Below are 12,766 nucleotides of genomic sequence, written 5' to 3' on the forward strand. Positions count from 1 at the left end.
CAGGCCGGCGCTGCCGCCGGCGCCCGCCGAGAAGATCGCGCCGCCGATCGAGAAGAAATAGGCGCGTTCGGCCGGCGCATTGTGACGCGCATTTGACTGATGCTGCCGATTATACGGTCTCGCCTCCGCCCTCCGCGCCCGCCATAATCTGCCGGCACACCAACGACAGATGGGGCCTTTCATGAAGATCGAGGACGTCCGGCGCACCGCTTATTCGATGCCGCTCACCAACCCGTCGTTTCCGCCTGGGCCGTACCGGTTCTTCGACCGTGAATATTTCATCATCACCTACAAGACCGACCCCGAAGCGCTGGCGGCCGTGGTGCCGGAGCCGCTCGAGGTTGCCGAGCCCGTGGTGAAGTATGAATTCATCCGCATGCCCGACTCGACCGGCTTCGGCGATTACACCGAAACCGGCCAGGTGATCCCGGTCCGCTTCAAGGGTGAGCTGGGGGCCTATACCCACGCGATGTATCTCGACGACGAAGCTCCGATTGCGGGCGGCCGCGAGCTCTGGGGATTTCCGAAGAAGCTGGCGCGGCCCAAGATCGCGGTCGAGAGCGACGTGCTGGTCGGCTCGCTGCATTACGGCTCGGTGCTCTGCGCCTCCGCCACGATGGGCTACAAGTACCACAAGGTCGATCACGACGCGGTCTTGAACGCGATGAAGGCGCCGAACTTCATTTTGAAGATCATTCCGCATGTCGACGGCACGCCGCGGATCTGCGAGCTGGTGCGCTTCCATCTCGACGACATTACCTTGAAGGAGGCTTGGACAGGGCCCTCCGCGCTCGGCCTGTTTCCGCACGCGCTGTGCGACGTCGCGCGCCTGCCGGTGCGCGAGGTGGTCTCGGCGCTGCATTACAAGGCGGACCTGACGCTCGGCCTCGGCTCGGTCGCGTTCGACTACATGGCGAAGTGAGCGGCGCCAGACAGCAAAATGCCCGGCGTGAAGCCGGGCATTTTCGTTCTCAACGTACCCTGTGCGGTCAGCGCACCAGGATGTTCTTGAACTGCCAGGGATCGCTGGTGTCGATATCCTCCGGGAACAGTCCCGGACGATCCGTCAGCGGGGTCCAGTCGGTGTAGAAACCCTTCACCGGACCGAGATACGGCAGCTGGATTTCCAGCAGGCGATCGAAATCCATCTCGTCGGCTTCGACGATGCCCTCGTTCGGGTTCTCCAGCGCCCACACCATGCCGCCGAGCACGGCGGAGGTCACCTGCAGGCCGGTCGCGTTCTGGTAGGGCGCGAGCTTGCGGGTCTCCTCGATGGAGAGCTGCGAGCCGTACCAGTAGGCATTGTTGTCGTGGCCGAACAGCAGCACGCCGAGTTCGTCGATGCCGTCGACGATTTCGTTCTCGTCGAGGATGTGGTGCTTCTCCTGCATCTTGGCTGCGCGGCCGAACATTTCATGCAGCGACAGCACGGCGTCGTCGGCCGGATGATAGGCATAGTGGCAGGTCGGCCGATAGATCGCCGTGCCCGATGCGTCTCGCACCGTGAAGTAATCGGCGATCGAGATCGACTCGTTGTGAGTGACGAGGAAGCCATACTGCGCGCCGCGGGTCGGGCACCAGGTGCGCACCCGCGTGTTGGCGCCGGGCTGCATCAGATAGATGGCCGCGCCGCAGCCGGCTTCGTGGGTGCGCGCATTCTCGGGCATCCATTTTTCATGGGTACCCCAACCGAGTTCGGACGGCTGCACGCCTTCCGACAGGAAACCTTCCACCGACCAGGTGTTGACGAAGACATCAGGCTCCTTCGGCGACTTTGAGCGCTGGGTGTCGCGTTCGGCGATATGGATGCCCTTGATACCAGCCTGCCGCATCAAGTCCGCCCATTCGGCCTTGGTCTTCGGCCTCGGGGCATTGAGCTTCAGATCGGCGGCGACATTGAGCAGCGCCTGCTTGACGAAAAACGAGACCATGCCGGGATTGGCGCCACAGCAGGAGACGGCCGTGGTCGACCCCGCGGGACGCGCCTTCTTGGCGGCCAGCGTCACTTCGCGCAGGGCGTAGTTGGAGCGCGCTTCCGGGCCCTTTGACGAATCGAAGTAGAAGCCGAGCCAGGGCTCGTTGACGGTGTCGATGTAGAGAGCGCCAAGCTCGTTGCAGAGCTCCATGATATCGGTCGAGCCGGTATCGACCGAGAGATTGACGCAAAAGCCCTGGCCGCCGCCTTCGGTGAGCAGCGGGGTCAGCAAGTCGCGGTAGTTGTCCTTGGTCACGGCCTGCTGGATGAACTTTACGTTCTGCTTCTCGCAATGCGCCTTGCGGCCCTCGTCCTTGGGATCGATCACGGTGATGCGCGACTTGTCGTAATCGAGATGCCGCTCGATCATCGGCAACGTGCCTTTGCCGATCGAGCCGAAGCCGATCATGACAATGGGGCCGGTGATTTTCGCGTAGATCTGCGAGGAGGGGCTCATCATTTTCTCCAGGAGAGTGCCGAACGGCGGGTAGAGTGGATCAGGGGTTGCGTCGCTTTGCGGTAACTTCGATCTCGACCTTCATCTCGGGCTTGTAGAGCCCCGCGACGATCAGCATCGTTGCGGCCGGGCGGATGTCGCCGAGAACCTCGCCACAGACCGCGAAATGGGCATCCACGTCACTGAGGTCAGTGAGGTAGTAGGTCGCGCGGACGATGTCGGCCATCGCAAAGCCTCCCTCTTTCAGGGCAGCCTCGATGGTCTTGAAGCAGTTCCGTGACTGGCTCGTGACATCATCAGGCATGGTCATGGTGGTGTAGTCGTAGCCGGTGGTTCCGGCGACGAAGGCGAAGTCGCCGTCGATCACGGCACGGCTGTAGCCCGCGGTCTTCTCGAACGGCGAGCCGGTGGAAATCAGGCGACGGGACATGTCGGACCTCGACGGAAAAAGGTTCTGCGCGGGGTTTACGGGCATTTTTGGCGCCCGCGCAACCCCCAGATTCTGACCTGGGATTCTGGGCCTTGCGGCCGGCGCTAGTGGGACTGCTGCGTGGTGTCCGGCGGCGACGGCGGCGTGCCGGTCCAGCGCCGGATCAGGATGTCCCGGACGATCATAACCGCGATCAGGACCAGCATGACCGTGGTGACGAGGCCGCGCCAACGCGGGCGCGCGCCATCGATTGCGGGAAGGTTCTCTGCCATGGCGCCCGCCTTACGCCGCGTGCGACACGGCGAGCGGTGCCTTCCGGTTGCGGGTTGCCTTGCTCTTGGGCAGCGGTGCGCCGGTCGGCGTGATCATGCCCCAGGCGCCGTCGAGCGCGCCCTCGACCAGCTCGAGGCCGAGCAGCCGCTCGCGTTCGAATGCGCCGGGCAGCGACAGCTGGCCCGTCTTGCCAGCAGAGAAGCCATAGCGGGCGTAATAGGGCGCATCGCCGAGCAGGATCACCGCGCCGTGGCCGCGGGCCTTCGCCACGGCCAGCGCGCGCTGCATCAGCGCGGCGCCGACGCCGAGGCCGCGGCAGTCGTCGTCGACTGCCAGCGGCCCCAGCATCAGCGCGCTGCGGCCCCCCGCGCTGACGTGCCACAACCGCACGGTTCCAACCAGCCGGCCGTCCTGGCGCACGGCCGCAAGGCTCAGGCCTTGGGCGGGCGCGCGTCCGTCGCGCAGGCGCTGGCAAGTGCGGGCATGGCGGTTCTCGCCAAAGCAGGCATCCAGCAGCGCTTCGCGCGCGACGACGTCCGAAGCCCGCTCCGCGCGGATCGCGAACGGGGCGGCTTTTCGGATGAGGGCAACGGGGGTGTTCCGTTTTGCAGTCATGGCACGTCAGTCCCCGCTTGCAACGGCATGTCGCACGCCGCGCAAGCGTCGTTCAGAAAAATCAAAAATGATCGGGAAGGAGCCGGCGGGGCCGACTCCCGGTTTATCAGGCCTCGAAAAGGAGGCGGCTTAGATGTGGTAGGTCTTCAACGGCGGAATGCCGTTGAACGCCACCGACGAGTAGGTCGACGTATAGGCGCCGGTGCCTTCGATCAGCAGCTTGTCGCCGATCTCGAGCGTCACCGGGAGCGGATACGGCAGCTTCTCGTACAGCACGTCGGCGCTATCGCAGGTCGGGCCCGCGAGCACGCACGGCGTCATGTCCGCCCCGTCATGCGGCGTGCGGATGGCGTAGCGGATCGACTCGTCCATCGTCTCGGCGAGACCGCCGAACTTGCCGATGTCGAGATAGACCCAGCGCACCTCGTCCTCGTCGCTCTTCTTCGAGATCAGAACGACTTCGGTCTCGATGATGCCCGCGTTGCCGACCATGCCGCGGCCCGGCTCGATGATCGTCTCCGGGATCTGGTTGCCGAAATGCTTGCGCAGCGCGCGGAAGATCGACCGGCCATACTGCAGGACCGGCGGAACGTCCTTGAGGTACTTGGTCGGGAAGCCACCGCCCATGTTGACCATGGTGAGGTTGATGCCGCGCTCGGCGCAGTCACGGAACACGGTCGAGGCCATCGCGAGGGCGCGGTCCCACGCCTTCACCTTGCGCTGCTGCGAGCCGACATGGAACGAGATGCCGCACGGCTCCAGCCCAAGGCGCTTGGCGAGGTCGAGCACGTCGACCGCCATCTCCGGATCGCAGCCGAACTTGCGCGACAGCGGCCACTCGGCGCCGGCGCAATCATAGAGGATGCGGCAGAACACCTTCGCGCCGGGAGCGGCGCGGGAGATCTTCTCGACCTCGGCGGCGCAGTCGACGGCGAACAGGCGAATGCCGAGCGCGAAGGCACGCGCGATGTCGCGCTCCTTCTTGATCGTGTTGCCATAGGAGATGCGGTCCGGCGTCGCACCGGCGGCCAGCGCCATCTCGATTTCCGCAACGGTCGCGGTGTCGAAGCAGGAGCCGAGCGAGGCGAGCAGCGCCAGCACTTCGGGCGCCGGGTTGGCCTTGACCGCGTAGAACACGCGGCTGTCCGGCAGCACCTTCGCGAAGGTCTGGTAGTTGTCGCGCACGACCTCGAGGTCGACGACGAGGCACGGCTCGGTGTCGAGACCATCCTGGCGGCGGTTGCGCAGGAATTCCTGGATACGTTCAGTCATGGCACTCTCCAGCGGCCCCAGCGACGGGATCCGCATCAACATGACGTCGGGTCAGAGTGCTCCGGCCACATCGCGCGATGGAGGCGCAACGAAGCCAAAAGACTCAAACCAGACTGTGCTGCCGTGGATTGGTTGGGAGAGTTTCCCGCCCGCTCACCTGGCAATGAAGGACAAGCCTTTTCAGTAGCCCGCGCCGGCGTTGGACTGCCGGTAGAGACCAAAAAAGCCCGATCCGTCGTTGCTTTAAGTCGCGTCCCCCGTGGAGAGCGGGGTGCGCCGGTTCGCCTCCGGCTGCCAGTCACGGTTGCAAAGAGTGGTGAGACCTTCAACGGCATCCCTGGAGAGAGATGCTGGCCGCCTCGTGTCCTGACGGACGTAAGCGACCCTCGGTTCTTCCACCCCTTGGCGGCTGTCCGGCCTCTTGTCCGGATACCTACCGACTGACACACGACCACAGCACGTGCGAAATTGGGCAAGGCAGGAAATAAGTCTTTTGAATTCGCTTCGCAAGAATTTTTTTGCGATAGCGACAAATTTCCCTAACGCGTGCTTGCGACGGCGCGCGCAGCAGGCGCTGAAGATGAACGGCTGTTGAGAATGACTAACGAAGCGTGTGTGCGTTTAAGCCCTGTGCCGCAGCGCTTTCTTGAATCGCTTCAGCTCACGCGCGACGCGTGAACGGCTCGACGCGTTGAGCTGCGCGGATGAAGGCGATCATGATCAGGACGCCGATGCCGAACAGCACGGCCTGCAGGATGTGCGCGCCGAAATCACCGAGCCCGAGCGCGATCGCGAGCGCCCAGCCGCCGGCGAAGGCCGCGCCGAACACTTCCGCGCCAATCAGGATCGCCGCCGAAATCACGGTGATGACGCTCGGCCAGAGGATCCGGCTGGTGCCTGCGGTGGAGGGCTGCATGGTCATGGAATAGGTCCTGTTCAGGGGGCGCAATCTCTCCGAAAAGTGCCCATGTATCAAGCGCAAAAGGCCCAAAAATGCCGTATCGCGTGATATAGATTGGGCCGCATTTTCAAGGCGGAAAACGGGATATTCGATGTCAGAAACCAGCGCAGACGCTCACGCCAACCCCCTCTTGAAGGCATGGCAGACGCCGCTCGAGACGCCGCCCTTCGCCGAGATCAAGCCGGAGCATTTCCTCCCTGCCTTCGAGCAGGCCTTCGCCGACCATTCGGCCGAAGTGGCTGCGATTACCCATGATCCGGCGCTGCCCGACTTCGACAACACCGTCACGGCGCTGGAGCGCTCCGGCAAGCTGCTGTCGAAGGTCTCGGCGGTGTTCTACGACCTGGTCTCGGCCCATTCGAGCCCTGCGATCCTGGAGATCGACAAGGAGGTGTCGCCCCGGATGGCGCGGCACTGGAATCCGATCATGATGAACGCTGTGCTGTTTGGCCGCATCGCCATGCTGCACGAGAAGCGCGCCTCGCTCGGCCTGACCGGCGAGCAGATGCGGCTCCTGGAGCGCACCTACACCCGCTTCCACCGCTCCGGCGCCGGGCTCGACGACGCCGCCAAGGCCCGCATGGCCGAGATCAACGAGCGCCTCGCCCAGCTCGGCACCTCGTTCAGCCACCATCTGCTCGGCGACGAGCAGGAGTGGTTCATGGAGCTCGGCGAGGGCGACCGCGCCGGCCTCTCCGACACATATGTGGCGGCCGCCAAGGCTGCGGCGGAAGAGCGCGGCAAGCCGGGCAAGGCGATCGTGACGCTGTCACGCTCCTCGGTCGAGCCGTTCCTGCAGAACTCGTCGCGGCGCGACCTGCGCGAGAAGGTCTACAAGGCCTTCACCGCCCGCGGCGACAATGGCAACGCCAACGACAACAACGCGACCATCGTGGAGATCCTCACGCTCCGCGAGGAGACCGCGAAGATCCTGGGCTTCCCGACCTACGCCGCCTACCGCCTCGAGGATTCCATGGCCAAGACGCCGGAGGCGGTGCGCGGCCTTCTGGAGCGGGTCTGGAAGCCGGCGCGGGCGCGGGCACTCGCCGACCGCGACGCGCTGCAGGCGCTGATCACCGAAGAGGGCGGCAATTTCACCCTGGCGGCATGGGACTGGCGCTACTACGCCGAGAAGCTGCGCCAGCGCCGCGCCAATTTCGACGATTCCGCGATCAAGCCCTATCTGGTGCTCGACCACATGATCGAGGCCGCCTTCGACTGCGCCACCCGCCTGTTCGGCGTCACCTTCGCCGAGCGCAAGGACGTGCCGGTCTGGCACCCGGATGTCCGGGTGTGGGAGGTCAAGGGCCGCGACGGCCAGCACAAGGCGCTGTTCTACGGCGACTACTTCGCGCGGCCCTCCAAGCGGTCCGGCGCCTGGATGACCTCGCTGCGCGACCAGCAGAAGCTCGACGGCGACGTCGCGCCGCTGGTCATCAACGTCTGCAACTTCGCCAAGGGCGCCGACGGCGCGCCGTCGCTGCTGTCGCCGGACGACGCGCGGACCCTGTTCCACGAGTTCGGCCACGGCCTGCACGGCATGCTCTCGGACGTGACCTATCCGTCGCTGTCGGGGACGTCTGTTTTCACCGACTTCGTCGAGCTGCCCTCGCAGCTCTACGAGCACTGGCAGGAGCGGCCCGAGGTGCTGCAGCGTTTCGCCCGCCACTACCAGACCGGCGAGGCGCTGCCGGACGACCTGCTCAAGCGCTTCCTCGCGGCGCGCAAGTTCAACCAGGGCTTTGCCACCGTGGAGTTCGTCTCCTCGGCGCTGGTCGATCTCGAATTCCACACCCAGCCGGCGGCGGCGAGCCGCGACGTCCGCGCCTTCGAGCAGAAGGAGCTGGAGAAGATCGGCATGCCCGCCGAGATCTCGCTGCGGCACCGGCCGACCCAGTTCGGCCACATCTTCTCCGGCGACCACTATGCGTCCGGCTACTACAGCTACATGTGGTCGGAGGTGATGGACGCCGACGCCTTCGGCGCCTTCGAGGAGGCCGGCGACATCTTCGATCCCGCGACCGCCAAGCGGCTGCATGACGACATCTATTCGTCGGGCGGCTCGCGCGATCCGGAGGAGGCCTATGTTGCCTTCCGCGGCCGCGAACCCGAGCCGGACGCGCTCTTGCGCCGTCGCGGCCTGCTCGAGACGCCTGAGGCGGCCTGAAGGTGCCGTCTCTGAACCGCCTGATCGCCGGGCTCGTGCTCGCGGTGTCCGTCGTGCTCGGCACGGCGGCCGCCGAGGCCCATCCGCATGTCTGGATCGTGGCCAAGAGCGAGCTGATCTACGCGCCTGACGGCACCATCACCGCCGTCCGCCACGCCTGGACCTTCGACGACATGTTCTCGACCTATGCGCTGCAGGGCATCGAGACCAAGGTGAAGGGCGCCTACAGCCGCGAGGAGCTCGCGCCGCTGGCGCAGACCAATGTCGAGTCGCTGAAGGAATACGCCTACTTCACCTTCGCCAAGGGCGACGGCAAGAAGCAAAAGTTCACCGAGCCGGTCGACTACTTCCTCGAATACAAGGATTCGGCGCTGACGCTGCACTTCACCCTGCCGGTGAAGACGCCGTTCAAGGCCAGGCAGCTGTCGCTCGAAATGTTCGACCCGACCTACTTCATCGACTTCCAGTTCGCCGAGAAGGAGCCGGTCAAGCTGGTCGGGGCCGCTGTAGACTGCAAGATGCAGTTCGAGCGGCCGAACGACGGCACCGCCGCCGCGCAGAAGCTCGGCGAGCAGAACTTCCTCGACGGAAGTGCCGGCAATTTCGCGATGATGTTCGCCAACAAGATCACGGTGGATTGCCCATGACGCCGATCGCCTCCCGCGTGATGCGCGGCCTCGCCTTGTCCGCCGTTGTGCTGGCGGCATTCGCGGTGCTGGATGGTGCGGTTCACGCGCTGCTGGCGCAAAATCCGTTCGGCGCGCCGCGTGCGGCGGAGCCGCAGGGCGGGATCGTCGGCTGGCTCTTGGCAAAACAGTCGGAGTTTTACCGCGAGATCTCGGCGACCATCCGCGCCGCGAAATCCGACGGCTCTGCGGTCTGGACGCTGCTTGCGATCTCCTTTGCCTACGGGATTTTCCATGCTGCCGGCCCCGGCCACGGCAAGGCGGTGATCTCGTCCTACATGGTCGCCAATCGCGAGACCGCGCGGCGCGGCATCGTGCTGTCGTTCGCCTCGGCGCTGATGCAGTCGCTGGTTGCGGTCGCCATCGTCGGAATTTGCGCCTGGCTGCTCAACGCGACGGCGAAGACCATGTGCGGGGCGGAGAAGGCGATCGAGATCGCGAGCTACGCGCTGATCGCGGCGTTCGGCGCCCGGCTGGTCTGGGTCAAGGGCGGCGGCTTCCTCCGCGCGCTCCGGCTGCCGCGCCCGGCGCTGGCGATGGCTGGCGCGCATCAGCACGATCACGACCACCATGAACACGATCACCACGACCATGGCCATGATCACCATCATCGTCACGCGCATGACGATCATGGCCATCATCATGATCACGGCCACGATCACGGGCATGACGCGGAGCACGTCCATGACGAGCATTGCGGCCATTCGCACGGGCCGACGCCGGCTGAGCTCGCCGGTCCCGGCGGCTGGCGGCGTGGCTTAGGTGCGATCCTCACCGTCGGGATCCGGCCGTGCTCGGGCGCGATCCTGGTGCTGGTGTTCGCGCTCGCGCAGGGCCTGTTCTGGGCTGGCATTGCCGCGACCTTCGTGATGGGGCTCGGCACCGCCATCACGGTGGCGGCGATCGCGCTGGTCGCAGTGTCGGCGCGCGGCGTGGCGGAGCGGCTGAGCGGCGCGCGCGACGGCGGCGGCATGGTCATCATGCGCGGCCTGGAGTTTGCCGCCGCGGGCCTCGTGCTGCTGTTCGGGCTCGGGCTGCTGTTCGGCTACGTCGCGGCCGAGCGGGCGACGTGTCTTTGAGGTCCTTCGTACGCGCCGTCCCGTGATCCGTCACCCTGAGGAGCGCGTAGCGCGTCTCGAAGGGTCGACGGCCACCAGCGGGGCCGTGCATCCTTCGAGACGCCCGCAAGCGCGGGCTCCTCAGGATGACGGGGAGACATCACGCTCAACTCGTCAGATACCCCCTTATCGCCGGCAGGAAGAAGATCGCGATGTTGATCGCAAAGCCGATGCTCCAGAGGATCGAGCGCAGCGTCGGGCGGTTGCCGATATAGGTGAAGACGTAGGCGATCCGCACGATCAGGAACAGCACCGCGAGCTCGTCGATCAGCCGCAGCGGGCCGACGCGGAATTCGGCGAGCAGCACGGCGAAGGCGAAGAACGGGAAGGCCTCGATGCCGTTCTGGTGGGCGCCGAGCGCGCGCGAGCGGATCGGGTCGTCGTAGAAGTCGGGATCGCGCGGTTTCGAATTGTCAAAACCGCGGATGCCGGCCCATTTCACCGATACGATCGTCAGCAGCGAGAGCAGCAGCGTCCCGAAGACGCACCATTCGGCGATCGTCATGGTTCCTCCCGATTCACGGACCGGAACGTAGCCAACCCGCACTCGGCTTGACAAGGTTGGAGCAACGCGCGAAGCCCAAAGCCCCCAAGCGAAGGACTTTAGGCGCAACGCCATCATGAGCACGGTGATCCCCTTCGAGAGCGCGAAGCCTGCCGCGGCGCCGAAGCCGGAACGCGTCGGCGTGCTCCTGGTCAATCTCGGCACGCCGGATACGGCGGATGCCGCCGGCGTTCGGGTCTATCTGAGGGAATTCCTGTCCGATCCGCGGGTGATCGAGAACCAAGGCCTGCTCTGGAAGCTGATCCTCAACGGCATCATCCTGCGCGTCCGTCCGGCCCGCAAGGCGCGCGACTATCTGAAGATCTGGAACACCGAGAAGAACGAATCGCCGCTTAAGACGATCACGCGCTCGCAGGCCGACAAGCTGGCGGAGGCGATCGCCGATCACGATCACGTCGTGGTCGACTGGGCGATGCGCTATGGCAATCCGTCGATCAAGGAACGCATCGAGGCACTGGCGGCGCAGGGCTGTAGCCGGCTGCTGCTGGTGCCGCTCTATCCGCAATATTCCGCGGCGACGTCGGCGACCGTCTGCGACGAGGCGTTTCGCGTGCTGGCCGCCATGCGCGCGCAGCCGATCCTGCGGGTGACGCCGCCCTATTACGATGATCCTGACTACATCGAGGCGCTCGCGGCCTCGATCAATACGCATCTTGCGACGCTGCCGTTCCAGCCCGAGGTCATCCTCGCGTCGTTCCACGGCATGCCGAAGGCATATGTCGACAAGGGCGATCCCTATCAGGCGCAGTGCATCGCCACGACCAACGCGCTGCGCAAGCGTCTCGGGCTCGATGCCAACAGGCTGATCCTCACCTTCCAGTCGCGCTTCGGCAATGCCGAGTGGCTGCAGCCCTATACCGACAAGACGGTCGAGAAGCTGGCCAGGGACGGCGTGCGGCGAATTGCCGTGGTCACGCCCGGCTTCTCCGCCGATTGCCTGGAGACGCTGGAGGAGATCGCGCAGGAGAATGCCGAGATCTTCCGGCACAATGGCGGCGAGCAGTTCGCGGCCATCCCCTGCCTCAACGACAGCGATGGCGGCATGGACGTGATCCGCCAGCTCGTGCTGCGCGAGCTTCAAGGCTGGATCTAGCTAGGCTTGATCCAAGCGGGCTGGATTGATTGTTAACGATCCGTGACACCGGACACCGCGCTTCGTTCAGCCTTGCTGCATCCGGCGTTCAGCTTGCGTCCATCTGGCAGTCCGACAGCCGCTTCCTATGTGCTAGAGAACAACAGCCGGCTGAACCGGCGGAGCGGTCCTGCCGACCAATGCACGACCGTGCCTGGCGACGGTCTCGCGGGTCTCGCGGTGCCTTGGAGGACTTCATGACTGGCTTCGACATTTTCGCGATCGCGCTTGTTCTTCTCGTCATCGTCACGCTGTTCGCCGGGATCAAGACCGTTCCGCAGGGCTATGACTGGACCATCGAGCGGTTCGGCAAATACACCCGCACGCTGTCGCCCGGCCTCAATCTGATCGTGCCGTATTTCGATCGCATCGGGCGCAAGATGAACATGATGGAGCAGGTGATCAACATCCCCGAGCAGGAGGTGATCACCAAGGACAATGCCACTGTGACGGTGGACGGCGTCGCGTTCTTCCAGGTGTTCGATGCCGCGAAGGCGAGCTACGAGGTCGCCAATCTCAACCAGGCGATCATCGTGCTGACCATGACCAACATCCGCTCGGTGATGGGCTCGATGGATCTCGACCAGGTGCTGTCGCATCGCGACGAGATCAACGAGCGGCTGCTGCGCGTGGTCGACGCCGCGGTGTCGCCCTGGGGCCTCAAGGTCAACCGCATCGAGATCAAGGACATCGTACCGCCGGCCGACCTCGTCGAGGCGATGGGCCGGCAGATGAAGGCCGAGCGCGTCAAGCGCGCCGACATCCTGCAGGCAGAGGGCCAGCGGCAGTCCGAGATCCTGCGCGCCGAGGGCGCCAAGCAGGGCCAGATCCTGCAGGCCGAAGGCCGCAAGGAGGCTGCGTTCCGCGACGCCGAGGCGCGCGAGCGCTCCGCCGAAGCCGAGGCGAGAGCCACTCAGATGGTCAGCGACGCCATCGCCAAGGGCGACGTCGCAGCGCTGAACTATTTCATCGCCGACAAGTACATCAAGGCGTTCGGGCAATTGGCCGATTCGCCGAACCAGAAGGTACTGATGCTGCCGATCGAGGCGACCAGCATCCTCGGCTCGCTCGCCGGCATTGGCGAGATCGCCAAGGCCACCTTCGGCGAGAGTGCC

The 12,766-nt window shown here is 65.1% G+C and carries 13 protein-coding genes; 6 read left to right on the plus strand and 7 right to left on the minus strand.

Going from position 1 to position 12,766, the window contains the following annotated elements:
• The first annotated feature begins 181 nt into the window (after positions 1–181).
• Positions 182–922: an acetoacetate decarboxylase gene (locus tag H8B02_RS38095; protein ID WP_229170909.1), complete on the plus strand. Its 741-nt coding sequence runs from the start codon at positions 182–184 to the stop codon at positions 920–922.
• 67 nt (positions 923–989) lie between these two features.
• On the opposite strand, the gene H8B02_RS38100 is transcribed toward H8B02_RS38095, so the two are convergent.
• The 6 genes from H8B02_RS38100 to H8B02_RS38125 all read right to left on the minus strand — a co-directional run bounded on the left by H8B02_RS38100 (position 990) and on the right by H8B02_RS38125 (position 5,944).
• A complete protein-coding gene (locus tag H8B02_RS38100) occupies positions 990–2,432 on the minus strand; it encodes a homospermidine synthase (RefSeq protein ID WP_229170910.1) in 1,443 nt (480 codons plus the stop codon).
• Between the two features lie 40 nt (positions 2,433–2,472).
• Positions 2,473–2,862: a RidA family protein gene (locus tag H8B02_RS38105; protein WP_229170911.1), complete on the minus strand. Its 390-nt coding sequence runs from the start codon at positions 2,860–2,862 to the stop codon at positions 2,473–2,475.
• A 104-nt stretch (positions 2,863–2,966) separates the two neighbouring features.
• Entirely contained in the window at positions 2,967–3,134 is a 168-nt protein-coding gene (locus H8B02_RS38110; RefSeq protein ID WP_229170912.1) for a hypothetical protein, read from the minus strand.
• A gap of 10 nt (positions 3,135–3,144) precedes the next feature.
• Positions 3,145–3,750, minus strand: coding sequence for a GNAT family N-acetyltransferase (locus H8B02_RS38115; protein ID WP_229170913.1), 606 nt, complete (start codon positions 3,748–3,750; stop codon positions 3,145–3,147).
• Positions 3,751–3,879: 129 nt separating this feature from the next.
• Positions 3,880–5,022 carry a type III PLP-dependent enzyme gene (locus H8B02_RS38120; RefSeq protein WP_092123751.1) on the minus strand — a complete coding sequence of 381 codons (1,143 nt, stop codon included), beginning with the start codon at positions 5,020–5,022 and terminating at the stop codon, positions 3,880–3,882.
• Between the two features lie 661 nt (positions 5,023–5,683).
• Entirely contained in the window at positions 5,684–5,944 is a 261-nt protein-coding gene (locus H8B02_RS38125) for a hypothetical protein (RefSeq protein ID WP_376711762.1), read from the minus strand.
• 130 nt (positions 5,945–6,074) lie between these two features.
• Between H8B02_RS38125 and H8B02_RS38130 the strand changes: the two genes are divergently transcribed.
• From H8B02_RS38130 to H8B02_RS38140, 3 genes are read left to right on the plus strand one after another with little or no spacing between them, the layout of a single operon-like run.
• Positions 6,075–8,150 carry a M3 family metallopeptidase gene (locus tag H8B02_RS38130; RefSeq protein ID WP_229170914.1) on the plus strand — a complete coding sequence of 692 codons (2,076 nt, stop codon included), beginning with the start codon at positions 6,075–6,077 and terminating at the stop codon, positions 8,148–8,150.
• Positions 8,151–8,161: 11 nt separating this feature from the next.
• Positions 8,162–8,797 carry a DUF1007 family protein gene (locus H8B02_RS38135; RefSeq protein ID WP_229170919.1) on the plus strand — a complete coding sequence of 212 codons (636 nt, stop codon included), beginning with the start codon at positions 8,162–8,164 and terminating at the stop codon, positions 8,795–8,797.
• Positions 8,794–9,915, plus strand: coding sequence for a nickel/cobalt transporter (locus tag H8B02_RS38140; protein ID WP_376711763.1), 1,122 nt, complete (start codon positions 8,794–8,796; stop codon positions 9,913–9,915). The genes H8B02_RS38135 and H8B02_RS38140 overlap by 4 nt, the downstream gene beginning before the upstream one ends.
• A 145-nt stretch (positions 9,916–10,060) precedes the next feature.
• Here the strand turns inward: H8B02_RS38140 and H8B02_RS38145 are convergent, their stop codons facing one another.
• The gene (locus H8B02_RS38145) at positions 10,061–10,459 is read right to left on the minus strand and encodes an MAPEG family protein (RefSeq protein WP_229170916.1); all 399 of its coding nucleotides are present in this window, start codon (positions 10,457–10,459) and stop codon (positions 10,061–10,063) included.
• Between the two features lie 115 nt (positions 10,460–10,574).
• Between H8B02_RS38145 and hemH the strand changes: the two genes are divergently transcribed.
• Complete coding sequence (hemH, locus tag H8B02_RS38150) at positions 10,575–11,612, plus strand: ferrochelatase (protein WP_229170917.1); 1,038 nt, start codon at positions 10,575–10,577, stop codon at positions 11,610–11,612.
• A 236-nt stretch (positions 11,613–11,848) separates the two neighbouring features.
• Positions 11,849–12,766 (plus strand): SPFH domain-containing protein (locus tag H8B02_RS38155; RefSeq protein WP_229170918.1); only part of this gene is annotated, 918 nt, incomplete at its 3' end.

Origin of the sequence: Bradyrhizobium altum, assembly GCF_020889705.1 — a bacterium.
GTDB classification, from domain to species: Bacteria; Pseudomonadota; Alphaproteobacteria; order Rhizobiales; family Xanthobacteraceae; genus Bradyrhizobium; species Bradyrhizobium altum.

Coding starts and splice junctions, on each gene's coding strand:
- H8B02_RS38095 (WP_229170909.1), top strand. CDS start 182: ATGAAGATCGAGGACGTCCGGCGCACCGCTTATTCGATGCCGCTCACC.
- H8B02_RS38100 (WP_229170910.1), bottom strand. CDS start 2,432: ATGAGCCCCTCCTCGCAGATCTACGCGAAAATCACCGGCCCCATTGTC.
- H8B02_RS38105 (WP_229170911.1), bottom strand. CDS start 2,862: ATGTCCCGTCGCCTGATTTCCACCGGCTCGCCGTTCGAGAAGACCGCG.
- H8B02_RS38110 (WP_229170912.1), bottom strand. CDS start 3,134: ATGGCAGAGAACCTTCCCGCAATCGATGGCGCGCGCCCGCGTTGGCGC.
- H8B02_RS38115 (WP_229170913.1), bottom strand. CDS start 3,750: ATGACTGCAAAACGGAACACCCCCGTTGCCCTCATCCGAAAAGCCGCC.
- H8B02_RS38120 (WP_092123751.1), bottom strand. CDS start 5,022: ATGACTGAACGTATCCAGGAATTCCTGCGCAACCGCCGCCAGGATGGT.
- H8B02_RS38125 (WP_376711762.1), bottom strand. CDS start 5,944: ATGACCATGCAGCCCTCCACCGCAGGCACCAGCCGGATCCTCTGGCCG.
- H8B02_RS38130 (WP_229170914.1), top strand. CDS start 6,075: ATGTCAGAAACCAGCGCAGACGCTCACGCCAACCCCCTCTTGAAGGCA.
- H8B02_RS38140 (WP_376711763.1), top strand. CDS start 8,794: ATGACGCCGATCGCCTCCCGCGTGATGCGCGGCCTCGCCTTGTCCGCC.
- H8B02_RS38145 (WP_229170916.1), bottom strand. CDS start 10,459: ATGACGATCGCCGAATGGTGCGTCTTCGGGACGCTGCTGCTCTCGCTG.
- hemH (WP_229170917.1), top strand. CDS start 10,575: ATGAGCACGGTGATCCCCTTCGAGAGCGCGAAGCCTGCCGCGGCGCCG.